The sequence below is a fragment of the Pontibaca salina genome (assembly GCF_016307205.1).
Lineage (GTDB): Bacteria > Pseudomonadota > Alphaproteobacteria > Rhodobacterales > Rhodobacteraceae > Pontibaca > Pontibaca salina.
This window is the reverse complement of sequence record NZ_JAEIJD010000002.1, coordinates 74,887-91,214: the sequence shown is the minus strand read 5'-3', so window position 1 is coordinate 91,214 and position 16,328 is coordinate 74,887. Positions and strand designations below refer to the sequence as shown.

General features: G+C 59.4%; 16 protein-coding genes. 4 read left to right on the top strand and 12 right to left on the bottom strand.

The genetic code is table 11. The features are described 5' to 3' along the window. Position 1 precedes the first annotated feature (1 nt). Positions 2–793, top strand: coding sequence for an enoyl-ACP reductase FabI (locus tag JAO82_RS03145; protein WP_198684896.1), 792 nt, complete (start codon positions 2–4; stop codon positions 791–793). A 36-nt stretch (positions 794–829) separates the two neighbouring features. On the opposite strand, the gene JAO82_RS03140 is transcribed toward JAO82_RS03145, so the two are convergent. The 3 genes from JAO82_RS03140 to JAO82_RS03130 all read right to left on the bottom strand — a co-directional run bounded on the left by JAO82_RS03140 (position 830) and on the right by JAO82_RS03130 (position 3,122). Continuing rightward, a complete protein-coding gene (locus JAO82_RS03140; protein WP_198684895.1) occupies positions 830–1,258 on the bottom strand; it encodes an FKBP-type peptidyl-prolyl cis-trans isomerase in 429 nt (142 codons plus the stop codon). A gap of 303 nt (positions 1,259–1,561) precedes the next feature. Continuing rightward, positions 1,562–2,371 carry a VOC family protein gene (locus JAO82_RS03135; RefSeq protein WP_198684894.1) on the bottom strand — a complete coding sequence of 270 codons (810 nt, stop codon included), beginning with the start codon at positions 2,369–2,371 and terminating at the stop codon, positions 1,562–1,564. Positions 2,372–2,402: 31 nt separating this feature from the next. Beyond that, positions 2,403–3,122: a DUF1428 domain-containing protein gene (locus tag JAO82_RS03130; RefSeq protein WP_198684893.1), complete on the bottom strand. Its 720-nt coding sequence runs from the start codon at positions 3,120–3,122 to the stop codon at positions 2,403–2,405. Between the two features lie 49 nt (positions 3,123–3,171). Here JAO82_RS03130 and JAO82_RS03125 point away from each other — a divergent pair, with 49 nt between their 5' ends. Further along, on the top strand, positions 3,172–3,585 hold the full coding sequence (locus JAO82_RS03125) for a hypothetical protein (protein ID WP_198684892.1): 414 nt from the start codon (positions 3,172–3,174) through the stop codon (positions 3,583–3,585). Here the strand turns inward: JAO82_RS03125 and trmB are convergent. From trmB to JAO82_RS03090, 7 genes are all read right to left on the bottom strand, one after another. Continuing rightward, positions 3,512–4,216, bottom strand: coding sequence for a tRNA (guanine(46)-N(7))-methyltransferase TrmB (gene trmB / locus JAO82_RS03120; RefSeq protein WP_198684891.1), 705 nt, complete (start codon positions 4,214–4,216; stop codon positions 3,512–3,514). The genes JAO82_RS03125 and trmB overlap by 74 nt on opposite strands. A 102-nt stretch (positions 4,217–4,318) precedes the next feature. Continuing rightward, a complete protein-coding gene (locus JAO82_RS03115) occupies positions 4,319–4,759 on the bottom strand; it encodes a F0F1 ATP synthase subunit epsilon (RefSeq protein ID WP_198684890.1) in 441 nt (146 codons plus the stop codon). An 11-nt stretch (positions 4,760–4,770) separates the two neighbouring features. After that, positions 4,771–6,195 (bottom strand): F0F1 ATP synthase subunit beta, encoded by a 1,425-nt coding sequence (gene atpD, locus JAO82_RS03110; protein WP_198684889.1) that lies wholly within the window; start codon positions 6,193–6,195, stop codon positions 4,771–4,773. Between the two features lie 18 nt (positions 6,196–6,213). After that, positions 6,214–7,101, bottom strand: a complete 888-nt coding sequence (locus tag JAO82_RS03105) for a F0F1 ATP synthase subunit gamma (RefSeq protein WP_198684888.1) — start codon at positions 7,099–7,101, stop codon at positions 6,214–6,216. Positions 7,102–7,114: 13 nt separating this feature from the next. Continuing rightward, the gene (gene atpA, locus JAO82_RS03100; protein ID WP_198684887.1) at positions 7,115–8,653 is read right to left on the bottom strand and encodes a F0F1 ATP synthase subunit alpha; all 1,539 of its coding nucleotides are present in this window, start codon (positions 8,651–8,653) and stop codon (positions 7,115–7,117) included. Further along, a complete protein-coding gene (locus JAO82_RS03095; RefSeq protein ID WP_198684886.1) occupies positions 8,654–9,214 on the bottom strand; it encodes a F0F1 ATP synthase subunit delta in 561 nt (186 codons plus the stop codon). Between the two features lie 284 nt (positions 9,215–9,498). Beyond that, positions 9,499–10,242, bottom strand: coding sequence for a methyltransferase domain-containing protein (locus JAO82_RS03090; RefSeq protein ID WP_198684885.1), 744 nt, complete (start codon positions 10,240–10,242; stop codon positions 9,499–9,501). Positions 10,243–10,308: 66 nt separating this feature from the next. Here JAO82_RS03090 and gloB point away from each other — a divergent pair, with 66 nt between their 5' ends. Beyond that, positions 10,309–11,076: a hydroxyacylglutathione hydrolase gene (gloB, locus tag JAO82_RS03085; protein ID WP_198684884.1), complete on the top strand. Its 768-nt coding sequence runs from the start codon at positions 10,309–10,311 to the stop codon at positions 11,074–11,076. 171 nt (positions 11,077–11,247) lie between these two features. Continuing rightward, entirely contained in the window at positions 11,248–13,569 is a 2,322-nt protein-coding gene (gene clpA / locus JAO82_RS03080) for an ATP-dependent Clp protease ATP-binding subunit ClpA (RefSeq protein WP_198684883.1), read from the top strand. 76 nt (positions 13,570–13,645) lie between these two features. On the opposite strand, the gene JAO82_RS03075 is transcribed toward clpA, so the two are convergent. Both JAO82_RS03075 and JAO82_RS03070 read right to left on the bottom strand, forming a co-directional pair. Then, on the bottom strand, positions 13,646–15,121 hold the full coding sequence (locus tag JAO82_RS03075; RefSeq protein ID WP_198684882.1) for a peptidoglycan -binding protein: 1,476 nt from the start codon (positions 15,119–15,121) through the stop codon (positions 13,646–13,648). Between the two features lie 3 nt (positions 15,122–15,124). Continuing rightward, the gene (locus JAO82_RS03070) at positions 15,125–16,309 is read right to left on the bottom strand and encodes a biopolymer transporter ExbB (RefSeq protein WP_198684881.1); all 1,185 of its coding nucleotides are present in this window, start codon (positions 16,307–16,309) and stop codon (positions 15,125–15,127) included. Positions 16,310–16,328 lie beyond the last annotated feature (19 nt).

The following is a 16,328-nucleotide window of genomic DNA, read 5'->3' as shown; positions in this document are numbered from 1 at the left end:
GATGTCAGATGCATTGAAGGGGAAGCGCGGCCTGATCATGGGGGTCGCGAATGAGCGCTCGATCGCTTGGGGGATCGCCAAGGCAATGCATGAGGCAGGGGCCGAGCTGGCCTTTACCTATCAGGGCGAATCATTCGGCAAGCGGCTGGAGCCATTGGCGGCCAGTGTCGGGTCCGATTTCATGGTAGATGTCGACGTGACCGACGATGCCTCGCTGGATGCCGCTTTTGCCGCGCTGGCCGCAAGCTGGCCAACGATTGATTTTCTGGTCCACGCCATCGCCTTTTCCGATAAATCGGAACTGACCGGACGATTCCTGAACACCAGCCGCGCCAATTTTCGCAACTCGCTGGAAATCAGCGCCTATTCTTTCATCGAGGTGGCCCGCCGCGCGCATCCTTTGATGACGCAGAATGGCGGTACATTATTGACCCTGACCTATCAGGGCAGCAATCGGGTGGTTCCTAATTACAACGTAATGGGCGTGGCCAAAGCGGCGCTGGAATCGGCCACGCGGTATCTGGCCAACGATCTCGGTCCTGAAGGGATCCGGGTGAACGCGATTTCGCCGGGACCGATGCGCACTTTGGCGGGTGCTGCAATCGGCGGGGCGCGCAAAACCTATAAGTTTACCGAACAAAACGCCCCGTTGCGGTCCAATGCCACGCTTGAAGCGGTTGGCGGTACCGCCGTCTGGTTGGCCTCGGATGCTGGTGCCTACACGACCGGAGAAACCGTGCGCGTTGATGGCGGCTATCACGTTCTCGGTATGCCGCAGCCAGAATCGATGTGAGTTCGCCCCGCCTGTAGTGGCGGGGCAATCCTAAATTCAGGCAACTTCGACCAGTTCGACGTCAAAGCGCAGATCCTGCCCGGCAAGCGGATGGTTGGCGTCCAATGTCACTTCGCTATCGGCGACTTCGACCACGGTGACAGGCATCACCTGCCCTTCTGGCGTCTGCATTTGCAACTGGGTGCCGATTTCAAGCGGAATCTCGGCCGGGATATGCTCGCGCGGCACTGCCTGACGCATTTCGGGATTCACTGGGCCATAGGCCTGATCGCAGGGTACTTCGACCGTCTTCTTCTCGCCGACCGACATGCCAGGCATTGCCACATCCAGCCCCGGAATAATCTGGCCCGATCCAACCTGAAACTCCAGCGGGTCACGCCCTTCGGAACTGTCGAATGTGGTGCCATCTTGAAGGGTGCCAGTATAGTGAATGCGCACGGTGTCGCCGGTTTTGACCTCGGTCATGAAAACTCCAATCTGTAGGGGGGGAATTTGTGAATTGCAAAGGCCGCGTGTCTGCGCGGGTGCTTTCGAGACGCACAACGTAATCATTCAGCAGTCGATGTAAACCCGCCCCCTTTTGATTTTTTTCGTGAAAAACCCCGGTCCAGCGAAGGGAAACGCTGTGAAATTCACCCGCCCCCTCCTCTTGGCGCGTTTCAGCCAAACTTGGGCGGTCACCACATAGGATGGCAGCCCCGCCCTGCTCGCTTCCGCAGGGCTGGCCCGCAAAGGCCGCATGTGAACCTTCTGTCCGCCCTCAATAAATCACTTAGCTGGACCGACAATGGCAAACCATGCGCCTTGGGGATCCTGAGCAACCGCAATAAAGAGACCACCCGGCACCTCAGCCGGTCCGTGATGCACATTGCCACCTGCGGCCTTGATTACATCAATGCTGTCCGACACGCGGCCATCGATTCCGAAATAAGGCAGCCAGTTAGACACTGGCGCATCACCCAGCCCCATCATGCCGCCGATATCCACGCCATTGCGGCGGAACATTTGGTATTCACCAGTCTCGCCCATGTCGATCGCGTCGCCTTTGGTCCAGCCAAACAGATCTGAATAGAACGTAAAACCCGCAACAGGGTCCGTCGACATCAATTCGTTCCAGCTGGCATGGCCGGGTTTACTTTGGTCGAACGCGCCCCCGTCCGTATCAGCCTTGGCCATGTCGGCCGCCGACATGCTGCTCATATCCGCTTGCAAGACCCCGAATACGGCCCCTTGCGGATCGGCCAGCACCGCAAACCGTCCGGTCCCCGGAATGTCTGCGGGGTCTCGGTGAATGCTGGCACCGGCCTGCTTTGCATCGGCCACGGCCCTGTCCGCATCATCGACCGCAAAATAGATCATCCAGAAGGGCGGCATCTCGGCCACGTCCTCGGGCATGGTCATCAACCCCGCCACCATCTCGTCACCGACCTTGGCAAGGTGGTAATCTACGCCTTCCATGCCCGAATCTTGCACCTGCCAGCTGAGAATTTTGCCATAAAATTCCTCAGCCGATTTGAGATTGCCCTTGCTGGTCGCCAGTTCATACCAACATGGATTGCCATGATTGCTTGTGGTCATTGTCTCACTCCCTAGGCTTGGCCGAGGATGATTAGGCTTTCGAATCAAAGACCGGCTCGAATCCCGCCCATATCATCCGCATGCCGTCGAACGGCATTTTGGACATGTCGAAATCGGCCATCTCGGCCTCCATAGCCTTGGCCGCGGCATCGCAACTGGCACGGTCAGGCCAGGCGATCCAACTGAAAACCGGGATCTCACCAGTTTGCGCCTTAGTCGCACGATAAAAATCGGTCTGCTTACCGTGCGGCACGTCTTCGCCCCAAGCTTCAACCATTTCAAGCGCACCATGTTTCTTGAACATCTGCCAGCCTTGATCGGCCATTTCGATATATGCGGACTTGTTCTTTTCCGGCACTGCCAGCGTGAACCCCTGATAGTAACCCACTCCAGAGCTGCTGCCCCGCTCGTATACGGGACTAAAGCCGCCAAAAATCATGCGGCGGCCGTCAAAGGGCATTTCCGGTAGGTCTTTCATCGCCGAGCTGTTTTCGATCTTTTGCCATGCGGCATCCGTGGTCGCCTTATCGGGCCACGCGATCCACGAAAACACGATGCTTTCATCATCTTTGGCCTGCACCGCCCCGTAAAAATCGGTGACCTTGCCGTTCGGCACATCGACCCCCCACGTTTCGACCATCCGGCCCGCCCCAAAGGATGCGAACACAGGCCAGACTGCGACCACATGATCGATATATTTCTGCTTATTCACGGTCGGGACGGCCGCGATTGAACCGGTGTAATAGGTCATCGCGCGTCTCCTTTTTCAATGGCGTGCCGCTTCGACCCCGGTCACCAGCATGCCCGCTGAATTAGTTCAAAGCAACTTCCTGTCGCAAAAAGTGACCGGGAAAAGCGAGGCACGGCGCATCCGCTATGAAAGAAGCAGTATGGCAGCCCGTACGCTTAACACCATCGGCGGCTGCCAGTCGCTGTTCGGGGTATGCAAGCTGATTTATGCGCCCAAGCGGTTGCGTAATTACTCTCGGGCCGCCGCCCTTTATAGCACGATCGACCTGCGGGTTTTGATCGCCAATGATTTGGTTGGTAGGATCAGCGTGGATGGCATTATCGCGGCGCAGGATTTCGGCGATCTGGTCCGCTTGCCGGCGGATGATCACGCAACTCCAGCGCTTGGACTTAATCCTTGCGCCGAAAGGTCAGGTAATGCGGCGAACGCCCTTCGCGCAGTGCCTTTTGTTCATAGCGGGTAGAGATCCAATCATCCCATGGTTCGCGCCAGTCGGCCGGGCGCTCGGCAAGCCAATCGAACCCGGCGCGCGGCACCTCTTCCAATGCTTGCCGCACATAGTCGGGAATATCCGTCGCAAGTCGCAGGATCGCCCCGGGCGCCATTGCGCGGGCCAAAGGCTCAAGATGTTCTTGCGTGACGAAGCGGCGGCGATGATGGCGCTTCTTTGGCCAGGGATCAGGATAAAGCAGAAACGCCCGTGCAACCGATCGAGGCGGAAGAACATCCATTAAATCGCGCGCATCACCCGGATGCACTGCCAGATTGCGAACACCGGCGCGCCGGATCTTGCCCAACAGCATCGCCACGCCGTTGATATAAGGTTCGGCTCCGATGATTCCCACATCGGGGTTGCGGGCGGCCTGATGCACAAGATGCTCGCCCCCGCCAAAGCCGACCTCCAGCCAAAGCGGTCGTCCGCCATATAATGTCTGAATATCAAGCGGTGTGCGCTCTGGGTTTACATCCCAATCGACCGCTCCTGGCGAGAAGGAAGCCAGATCTTGATCGATATAGGCTTTCTGGCTGCGCCGGAGTGATTGCCCCTTGGTGCGGCCATAAAAATTTCGGTGTGGGCGAACTGATTGTTTCATGGCGCGCGGTTTAGCGACGGATTGCCGGCAAGGCAACGCGCCTTCTCAGCTGAGGTTACAATCGAAGAAAACCGGCCCGAGGGGGGCCGGTTTTATCACAAATCAGCCGGGCAACGGCGCGTTTGACGACAATCTGATATGGTCGCCCACGGCCACCATATCAGCCAGAACCTTTGCCGCGTCATCAACCGGGCCCGGCTCATTCTTGAAGGTTTCCTGCGCGTTTTCATGCGCCTTGCGGGCTTCTTCAATCATCTGGTCCAGATCCTCGCGGGTCATTTCGCCGACCGGGATCGCTTTTTCCGCCAGCACCGAAAGGCTGCCCGCGTTGATCTCGGCGAAACCACCGCTGACGACATAATCCATCTCGCCGTCAGGTCCATCGACTTTTAACACGCCGGGGCGCAGGGTGGTGATGGTGGGCGCGTGGCCCGCCATCACGGTCATGTCGCCTTCGGCCCCCGGGATCTTGACCGAAGCCACCTTGTGCGAAGCAAGGCGGCGTTCGGGGCTCACGAGGTCGAACTGCATTGTATCTGCCATCAGGCTTCTCCTCAGGCCGCGTCGGCAGCCATGCGCTCGGCTTTAGCCTTCACGTCGTCGATGCCACCAACCATGTAGAACGCACCTTCGGGCAAGTGGTCGTACTCACCAGCAACAACCGCCTTGAACGATGCGATGGTTTCCTCCAGCGGCACCTGCACACCGTCCGATCCGGTGAACACCTTGGCCACATCGAATGGCTGCGACAGGAAGCGCTGGATCTTGCGCGCGCGCGCCACGGCCAGCTTGTCCTCTTCGCTCAACTCATCCATGCCCAGAATAGCGATGATATCCTGTAGCGACTTGTAGCGCTGAAGCACCTGCTGCACATCGGTGGCAACCTTATAGTGTTCCTCTCCGACCACCGCCGGGTCAAGCAGACGCGAAGTCGATCCCAGCGGATCCACCGCAGGATAAATACCCAGCTCAGAAATTGCGCGGTCCAGAACCGTTGTCGCATCAAGGTGGGCGAAGGACGTCGCAGGAGCCGGGTCGGTCAAGTCGTCCGCGGGCACGTAGATTGCCTGCACCGAGGTGATCGAACCCGATTTGGTCGAGGTGATCCGCTCTTGTAGCGCACCCATGTCGGTCGCCAGCGTCGGCTGATAGCCCACCGCCGATGGAATCCGCCCCAGAAGCGCCGACACCTCGGAGCCCGCCTGCGTGAAGCGGAAGATGTTGTCGACGAAGAACAGAACGTCAGTACCGGACTGGTCGCGGAACTGTTCGGCCAAGGTCAGACCGGTCAGCGCGACACGGGCCCGTGCCCCTGGCGGTTCGTTCATCTGGCCATAGACCAGTGCCACCTGCGATTCTTCTAGATTGTCGGGATTGATGACGTTGGATTCGATCATTTCGTGGTAGAGGTCGTTGCCCTCGCGAGTCCGCTCTCCCACGCCCGCGAACACGGAATAGCCCGAGTGAACCTTGGCGATGTTATTGATCAGCTCCATGATCAGAACCGTCTTGCCGACACCAGCACCGCCAAACAGGCCAATCTTACCGCCCTTGGAATAGGGTGCCAGCAGGTCGATCACCTTGATCCCGGTGATGAGGATTTCGGATTCCGTGGACTGCTCGGCAAAGTCCGGCGCTTCGCCGTGGATCGCACGGGTTTCAGTCGCATTGACCGGCCCCTTTTCGTCGATCGGCTCGCCGACCACGTTGAGGATACGGCCCAAGGTGGCATCCCCGACGGGCACCTGAATCGTGCTTTCGGTATCCGTCACTTCCTGACCCCGCACCAGGCCCTCGGTTGCGTCCATCGCGATGGTGCGCACGGTGTTTTCGCCAAGGTGCTGGGCGACCTCAAGCACGAGGCGCTTGCCATTGTTATCGGTTTCCAGCGCGTTCAGGATCTCGGGAAGCTCGCCTTCGAACTGCACATCGACCACGGCGCCAATGACTTGCGTCACCTTGCCTTTTGCTTTTGCCATGTTTTTAACTCCGGTTCGTTAGAGCGCCTCGGCGCCCGAAATGATTTCAATCAGCTCGTTGGTGATCACGGCCTGGCGCGAACGGTTGTATTCGATCGTCAGCTTGTCGATCATCTCGCCCGCGTTGCGGGTGGCGTTGTCCATCGCGGACATCCGCGCACCCTGCTCGGATGCGCCGTTTTCCAACAGCGCCGAGAAGACCTGCGTCGCGACACCGCGCGGCAGCAGGTCGGCCAAAATCGCCTCTTCGTCCGGCTCGTAATCATAGACCGCGCCGGTATCGGCCTGCGTGTCCTCGCTCACTTCGGTCTCATAAGCCGCGGGAATGATCTGCTGTGCAGTTGGCTCCTGAGTCACAACGTTGACGAATTTCGAATAGAACAGCGTCGCCACGTCGAACTCACCCGCATCGAACCGCTTGATGATATCGCGAGCGATACCCTGCGCATCGGAATACGCGATGCGCTTGATTTCGGTTAGATCCACATGGTCAACGAAATACTCTTCATATTCACGCTTAAGCGCATCACGGCCCTTTTTGCCGACGGTCACAATCTTGACCGTCTTGCCTTCGGCTTTCAGCTGTCCGGCATGAACGCGCGCCAGTTTGGCGATATTCGCGTTGAACCCGCCGCACAACCCCCGCTCGGCGGTGAGCACCACCAGCAAATGGGTTTGATCGCTACCGGTTCCTGCCAGCAGGCGTGGCGCAGAATCTGATGCGCCCACCGATGCGGCCAATTGCGCCATGACGGCATTGAACCGCTCCGTATAGGGGCGCGACTGTTCCGCAGCCTCCTGCGCGCGGCGAAGCTTCGCCGCGGCAACCATTTGCATGGCCTTGGTAATCTTGCGCGTATTCTTGACGCTTTCGATCCGGTTCTTTAGATCCTTGAGGTTTGCCATCTGTCAAACCCCCTTAAGCGAAATCGGCGGCGAATTCGTCGATTGCAGCCTTGATCTTCTCCTCGGCTTCGCCTTTGACCTTGGGATCTTCGTTGGTGATGAAATCCAAGATATCCGAGCGTTTGCCCCGCAGGTGCGCCAGCAGACCGGACTCAAAGCGGCCCACATCCGACACCGGTAGATTGTCTAGATAGCCGTTCGTCCCAGCATAGATAACGCAAACGATTTCAGCGTTGGTCAGCGGAGAATACTGCGGCTGTTTCATCAGTTCGGTCAACCGCGCGCCGCGGTTCAGCAGACGCTGCGTCGCCGCGTCAAGGTCCGAACCGAACTGTGCGAACGCCGCCATCTCGCGATATTGCGCCAATTCCAGCTTGACCGGACCGGCGACCGATTTCATCGCGTTGGTCTGCGCCGAAGAACCCACACGTGACACCGATAGACCAGTGTTCACCGCTGGGCGGATGCCCTGATAGAACAGCTCGGTCTCGAGGAAAATCTGCCCGTCAGTGATCGAAATCACGTTTGTGGGAATAAACGCCGACACGTCGCCGCCTTGTGTTTCGATGATCGGCAGCGCGGTCAGCGACCCAGCACCGAAATCCTCGTTCAGCTTGGCCGAACGCTCGAGAAGCCGCGAGTGCAGATAGAACACGTCACCCGGATAGGCTTCGCGTCCTGGTGGACGACGCAGCAGCAGCGACATTTGACGATAGGCCACAGCCTGCTTCGACAAGTCGTCATAAACCACCAGCGCGTGACGGCCATTGTCGCGGAAATGCTCGGCCATGGCGGTCGCGGTATAAGGAGCGAGGTACTGCAGCGGAGCAGGCTCGGAAGCAGTTGCGGCAACGACGATGGAATATTCCATGGCGTTGTTCTCTTCCAGCTTTTTCACCAGCTGCGCCACGGTCGAACGCTTCTGGCCGACGGCGACATAGACGCAATACAGCTTCTTGCCCTCATCGTCGCCTGCAGCGTCATTATAGGATTTCTGGTTCAGGATCGTGTCGAGCGCCAAAGCGGTCTTGCCGGTCTGACGGTCGCCAATGATCAGTTCGCGCTGGCCGCGTCCGATCGGAATCATCGAGTCGACGGCCTTCATGCCCGTCGCCATCGGCTCGTGCACAGATTTACGCGGGATGATGCCCGGTGCCTTGACGTCGGCAACACCGCGTTCGGTCGTCGCGATCGGCCCCTTGCCGTCGATCGGATTGCCCAGACCATCGACAACGCGGCCCAGCAGCGCATCGCCAATCGGAACATCCACGATGGAGTTGGTCCGCTTGACGATATCGCCTTCGCCAATGTCACGGTCGGAGCCGAAGATCACGACGCCGACATTGTCGGTTTCCAGGTTCAGCGCCATGCCCATGATGCCGCCGGGGAACTCGACCATCTCACCGGCCTGCACGTTGTCCAGCCCATAGATGCGGGCAATCCCGTCGCCTACGCTCAGGACGCGGCCCACCTCGGCCACCTCGGCTTCCTGACCATAATTCTTGATCTGGTCCTTTAGTATCGCAGAAATCTCTGCTGCTTGGATACCCATTTATCCGACCTCTTTCATTGCATTCTGGAGGGAATTGAGCCGCGCGCGAATCGACGTGTCGATCATCTTGCTGCCCACCTTGACGACAAGACCGCCGATGAGGCTTTCATCGACAGTCGCGTTGATGGTGACGGTCTTGCCCACATTCTTCGTCAGAGTGGACGCGAGTTTTTCGGTTTGTGCCTTGGTCAGGGCCTTGGCGCTTGTGACATCGGCGACAACCTCGTTGCGCTGTGCAGCCAGCAGGGCGCGCAGCGCCGTGATCAGGTGCGGCACGACGTAGAGGCGGCGCTTGTCAGCCATCAACGCCAATGTATCGCGCAGCACTGGAACCAGTTTCATTTTCTCCGCAATCGCGACAATGGCACCTTTCTGATCGGTCCGCGATATCACTGGCGATTCGATCAGATTACGCAACTCGGCGCTGTCTTCCAGCGTGGTGGCCAGATCCGTGAGACTGGCCTCAAGTCCGGCGAGATTATCATTCTCTTGCGCGATCTCAAATATCGCGGTGGCATAGCGCTCGGCGATACTTGTGGAAATCGATGCTGCTTCTGACACGTCCACCCTTCCGGTATTGGCCCCGGTTAGCCGCATATGCTGCGATCTCCGGGGGCGTTGAATAGCCCGGCGAATTGGCAGGGCATCAAAATCAGCGTGGATGTAGCAGAGGCATCCCATTCCCGCAACATGGCACAGGCATTATGCACACTCCGATTATTCGCATATTTCCAGTATCTTGGACACTCGGCGGTAGATTGCGGGAAATCCGTGATAAATTTGCCCTATCTGATGATCGGGTTTTCAAACGATTCCCGCATGTTCAAGCAATCTAGAGTTCTCCATCAGGCCGGGCGTGTGACCCCTTTTACCCCCTTGAGGGCGCGCGCCGGTCGTCTGGCAAGTTCCTTCACGCCGGTTCCTGTCGGTGCCTGTACCCGTTTACTGACCTCGATCATCACCACCCCGCCGGCGACAACTGACGGCAACCTCCGCCCCAACCGTTCAAAGACCGTTCGCGACTTCAGCCAGAATCGCCGTGACGATGGCGGCTGATACAACGCTGCAGCATGTCTTTCCGGTACAAAGCGATGCTGTCTCAACAGGGTCTCCAACTGACCCGGCGTATACGGTTGCCCGTGCCCGAACGGCGTGGCGTCGTTGCGCGACCAAAGCCCGCCGCGGCTCGGTACGATAAAGATCGCTCGCCCCCCCGGCCCCAACACCCGCCAGCACTCGTCAAGAAGCTGTGAAGGGTGTTCCGACCCTTCCAGCCCATGCATTACTAGAAGCTTGTCGATATGTCCGGTTTCGATCGGCCACTGCGTCTCTTCAGTCAACACCGACTTATTCGGCAGCCCCGGCGGCCAGGCAATCACGCCCTGCTGCGCGGGCATCAATGCGATCATCCGCCGCGCCTGCGGCAGATAAGGGCGCAGCGCCGGCACTGCAAAACCAAAGCCGGCGACGGTCTGGCCGTTGGCCTCGGGCCACAATTCCAGCAATCGCATGCGGATCGACGCCTGCGCTCCGCGTCCCAGCGTGCTGCGATAGTAGAAGCTGCGAAGTTCCTGCACGTCGAGATGCATTGCGCACGCCTGTCAGTTAAGTCAGTCTTGGCTGAATGAAGTTTAACAACGAAAGGACGAAAGACCATGCCCTTGGAGATTTTGACCGTCCCGTGCCTGTCTGACAATTATGCCTTCATCGCGCATGACAGCGAAAGCGGTGAAACCGCCGTCATTGACGTGCCCGAGGCCGCGCCGATCTTGGCGATGCTGCAAGAACGTGGCTGGCAGGTCAATCAAGTACTGCTGACCCACCATCACGCGGATCATGTGCAGGGGCTAGATACGCTGCTGGAAAGCCATTCCGCCAAAGTGGTCGGGGCGCGCAGCGATGCGCATCGCCTGCCCGCGCTCGATATCCAGGTGGACGACGGCGACACGGTCAGGATCGGCGGGCAGACCGGCCATGTTATCGCCGTACCGGGCCATACGCTGGGCCATATCGCGTTCCATTTTCCCGACAGCAAGGCGGCCTTCACCGCCGACAGCCTGATGGCCCTGGGTTGTGGACGTGTGGTCGAGGGCACGATGCCGCAAATGTGGGAAAGCTTGCAAAAGCTGGCCAATCTGCCAGAGGACACGATCATTTACTCAGGCCATGAATATACTCAAGCCAATGGCGCTTTTGCCTTGACTATTGAACCCGATAACCAAGACCTTATATCGCGTGTTGAAGACATCGCGCAGGCGCGGGCGCAGGACATCCCGTTGGTTCCCTCTCCCCTGCGGCTGGAACTGAAAACCAACCCGTTTCTGCGCGCGAATGAACCAACGGTACAGACCGCCCTTGGCATGGAAGATGCCAGCCCTGCAGAGGTCTTTGCAGAGATCCGCACCCGAAAAGACAAATTTTGATCCCCGCGCTTCACGCCGCCTTGCAACGGTCACGGGAAATGTGACTGCGCCAGCAAAGAAAAAACTTGAAGACGTGGCTCTATCAACCAAACTCTATTAGTATAAGATCAAGTTGGCTCGGGGGTGCGACCCCATTCGCTCCCTCACCGACACAGACCAGAGGAGCACGCCGTGCCTTCATTTTCGAGCACCCTTGAACAGGCCATCCACGCCGCGCTTGCGCTGGCGAATGAACGGCGCCACGAATTTGCAACGCTGGAACATCTTCTGCTGGCGCTGCTGGATGAACCCGATGCGACCCGCGTGATGCAAGCGTGCAGTGTCGACATGGGCGAATTACGCAACACGCTTGTCGAATTCATTGAGGACGATCTCAGCAATTTGGTGACCGATATCGACGGATCGGAGGCGGTGCCAACGGCGGCGTTTCAGCGTGTGATCCAGCGCGCGGCAATTCATGTCCAATCCTCAGGCCGCACCGAGGTGACTGGCGCCAACGTGCTTGTCGCAATCTTTGCCGAGCGGGAAAGCAACGCAGCCTATTTCCTGCAGGAACAAGACATGACTCGCTATGATGCGGTCAATTTCATTGCTCATGGTGTCGCCAAGGATCCGGCTTTTGGCGAAAGCAGACCGGTAACGGGGGCGGCTGACATGGATAACGAATCTGAGCACGTCAGTGCAGGCGACGACAAGGAAAGCGCGCTTGGCAAATATTGCGTCAACCTGAACGCGAAATCGCGCGGCGGCGGTATCGACCCACTGATCGGTCGCGAAGACGAAGTCGAACGCTGCATTCAGGTGCTTTGCCGGCGGCGCAAGAACAACCCGATTCTGGTGGGCGATCCCGGCGTGGGCAAGACAGCGATCGCCGAAGGGCTGGCGCGCAAGATCGTTGCCGGTGAAACCCCTGAGGTGCTGGCGAAGACAACGATCTTTTCGCTGGACATGGGCGCGCTGCTCGCCGGAACCCGCTATCGCGGCGATTTTGAAGAGCGGCTGAAAGCGGTGATGACCGAGCTTGAAGAACATCCCGACGCGGTATTGTTCATCGACGAGATCCACACGATCATCGGCGCTGGTGCGACCAGCGGCGGGGCTATGGACGCGTCCAACCTGCTCAAGCCCGCGCTTCAAGGTGGCAAACTGCGCTGCATGGGCTCGACCACTTACAAAGAGTTCCGCCAGCACTTCGAAAAGGACCGCGCGTTGTCGCGGCGGTTCCAGAAAATCGACGTGAACGAGCCGTCGGTCGAAGATTCGGTGAAAATCCTGAAAGGTCTGAAACCCTATTTCGAAGAGCATCACCGGGTGAAATACACCGCCGACGCGGTCAGGACCGCGGTGGAACTGTCGGCGCGCTATATGAACGACCGCAAACTGCCCGATAAGGCCATCGACGTTATCGACGAGGCAGGCGCGGCGCAGCATCTGCTTGCGGAATCCAAGCGCCGCAAGACCATTGGCACCAAGGAAATCGAAAACGTGGTGGCGAAAATCGCCCGTATTCCGCCCAAAAACGTCAGCAAGGACGATGCCGAGGTTCTCAAGGATCTCGAAAGCTCGCTCAAACGTGTCGTGTTTGGGCAGGACAAGGCGATCGAGGCGCTTTCCAGTGCGATCAAATTGTCGCGCGCGGGTCTGCGCGAACCGGAAAAACCCATCGGAAACTATCTGTTCGCCGGTCCCACCGGTGTCGGCAAGACCGAGGTGGCGCGGCAGTTGGCCGATTCGCTGGGCGTCGAGCTATTGCGCTTCGACATGTCAGAATACATGGAGAAACACGCGGTTAGCCGGCTCATCGGCGCGCCTCCGGGCTATGTCGGGTTTGACCAAGGCGGCATGTTGACCGACGGAGTCGACCAGCACCCGCATTGCGTGCTGCTGCTCGACGAGATCGAAAAGGCGCACCCGGACGTCTATAACATCCTGTTGCAGGTGATGGACCACGGCAAGCTGACCGACCACAATGGGCGCACCGTGGATTTCCGCAATGTGGTGCTGATCATGACCTCGAATGCGGGCGCAACCGAACTGGCCAAATCGGCGATCGGCTTTGGCCGCGACCGCCGCGAAGGCGAGGATACGGCCGCGATCGAACGCACCTTCACGCCGGAATTCCGCAACCGTCTGGATGCAGTGATCTCCTTCGCGCCGCTCAGCAAGGAGGTGATCCTGCAGGTGGTCGAAAAGTTCGTGCTGCAGCTTGAGGCACAATTGCTGGATCGTGGTGTGAGCATCGAACTGACCCGCGCCGCGGCGCAATGGCTGGCAGACCGGGGCTACGACGACAAGATGGGTGCGCGCCCGCTGGGGCGCGAGATCCAAGAGCATATCAAGAAACCGCTGGCCGAGGAACTGCTGTTCGGCAAGCTGGCCAAGGGCGGTCTGGTCAAGGTTGGCGTCAAGGACGGCAAACTGGAGCTGCGCATGGACGGAAAAGAAAAACCGCGCCTGTCGGGCAACAAGCCGCCACTTCTGACGGCCGAGTAACACAAAGGGCAGCTGCCCTGTGCCAATGACGCCCGCTGCGATCTTCAGGTCGCGGCGGGCGTTTTCGTTCCAGCTGCTATTTCTCGGTCAGCTTCAACTCGATCCGGCGGTTCTGGGCGCGCGCTTCGGCCGTGTCGGCGGTGTTGACTGGCTGGAACTGTCCGAATCCGTTGGCGGTCAGCCGGTCGGGCGGAATCTCCAGCGCGTCGACCATATAGCGCACCACCGAGAGCGCCCTCGCCTGGCTGAGCTCCCAATTGTCGGCAAATCTGCCATATCCGCTGAGCGGCGTGCTGTCGGTATGTCCGTCGACCCGGATCACCCAATCAAGTTCGGGCGGGATATCGTCGATAATGCCGCGCAGGATGTCGGCCACCCGGGCGATCTGCTGCTGGCCTGCTGGCGACAAAAGCGCGCTGCCAGACGGAAACAGCACCTCGGAGGAAAACACAAAGCGGTCGCCCTCGATGCGTATCCCTTCCTGATTGCCCAGCAGGTCGCGCAGCCGCCCAAAAAACTCCGAGCGGTACCGTTCCAGATCCTTGGCCTGCGCGCGCAGTTCCTCCGCCTCCTGTGCCAGCCGCTGGCGTTCCGTTTCCTCCAGCAGGCGGCGTTTGCGCTCTTCCGAAGCGGCGCGGGCCAGTGCCGCGTTCAGATCGGTTCCCAGATTCTGCAATTGCACCTGCGCTGCCGCGTCACGCTCTTTATAATCGCCTAGCAGCGCCTGTAGCTGGCCAAGCTGCCCCCGCAGCGCTGCGACCTGCTGGTTCAACAGTGCGGTCTGGCGCTGTGCCTCGGTCGAATGCTCTTTCTGTTCGGCCAAAAGATGCAAGGTTTCTTCCGCCTCTTGCCGCTGGCGTTCCAGAAACAATGTCATCGCGGTCAGTTCCGCATCGGCATCGGCCAACTTGTCGCGCAATGCCTGAGCCGCCGCAGCCTCGGCCAAGCGCGCGGCCTCTTCGTCGCTTAACTGTTCTTGCAATGATTGCGCGCGCTCCTCGGACTGCACCTTGTCGGCGCGAAGGTCCGCCACCAGCGCCTCCAGCGCCTCGCGCCTGGCGGCGGCCAAACGGGCGGCCTCGGCCTGGGCGTCGAACTCCTCGCGGCTTTGGGCCAGCGCGAGGGTCAGCGCTTGCTGCTCGCTCAGCAATTCGCTCCGTGCCTGCTCCAGATCTTCGATGCGGCCCTCGGCGCGGTCGCGCGCCATGCTCAGCGATGCGATCCGCTCGGACTGGCTGGCCAATTCGTCCTGTGCTGCGGCAAGATCAGATTGCGCAGCACTCAGCGCGGCGTTCAGCGCCCCCAAACGGGCCTCAAGCACGCCGGCACGCTGTTCCTCCATCCCCAACGCCGTGGACAGCGCGCCGACTTCGCTGGTCAGCGCATCCAATTCGCTTTCCTGTCCGCTTATGGTTTCGCGCAGCACGAATTGCACCACCATAAAGATGGTCAGCAGGAACATCAGCACCAGCAAAAGACCGGTCATTGCATCGACAAAACCCGGCCAGATCGATGCCTGAAACCGTTGTCCTGTACGTCGTTGCAGGGCCATCCCCTAGCCCTCCCTCGGGCCATCCGACGAATGCGCGTGCCCCTGTCCGTGCGGCAACGTGAACGCCCTGACCAGTTGGTCGATCTCTTTGCGCAATTCTGCCATGCTTTCCTGCCGCCCGGCGGAAATTTCTTCGAGAATCCGCAACATCTGTACGTCGATCGAGCGCAGCCGCATCCGACTTTCGGCGTCGATGGTCTCGCCCGGTCCATGCTCGCGCAACAGATCGGTCAATCGGTCCTGCGCCCCGGCCACACGCTCCAAAGCGGTGGCGGTCGCGTCGGATTGATCCAGCCTTTCGTTTATCTGGGCAAAGGAGTCGATCAACCGACCCAGCTTGTGATCAAGCGCCGCGCGCCCCTCATCGGACTGACGGAATATCGCATGCAGCGCGTCCATCTGGTCTAGCACCGTCACCATCACATCGGCATCCGTGCTGCCACCTTCTTCCTCGCCCGAGGAAAACCCGACCCGGGTAAACGAGGACAGCCATTCCTCCAACTCGCGATAAAACCGGTTCTGACCGTGCCCCGCGAACAGTTCCAGCAGCCCCACGATCAGCGATCCGGTCAGCCCCATCAGTGACGAGGCAAAGGCAACCCCCATGCCTCCCAATTGCGCCTCAAGTCCGGTCATCAAGCGGTTAAAGACGCCGATCGCCTCTTCGCCTTCTTGCGGCGCTAGGCTGCGTATTGTTTCCACAACGGCGGGGACGGTGGTGGCCAGACCATAGAAGGTGCCAAGCAGGCCAAGGAAAATCAGTACGTTGACGATATAGCGGGTGATCTCGCGTTCTTCGTCGATGCGGGTGGCGACCGAGTCCAGGATCGACCGGGTCGAGGACGCGCCCAGTTGCATGCGTTCGGCCCGCGCGCGCAACAGCGACGCCAAGGGGGCCAGTAACTGCGGTGCTGATTTCGTCTGATTGGGGTCACCGGCAACAAAACGTTCGATCCACCTTACCGATCCGGCGAGTTGAAACACCTGCCAGAAACATGCCAGCACGCCGATCACAAAAACGAAAAAGATGAACCCGTTGAGATAGGGATTGGCCTGAAACACCGGCAGCACGCGCGGCAATGCCAAAACCGCGCCGGCCCCCGCCAGAACGAGAACCAGAACCATCGATACGATCTGGCGAACCGGCTGCGTGAACTGAGGCCGAATTTTGCGGTCTGATTGCGCCATGCGCCTCGATCCTAACACT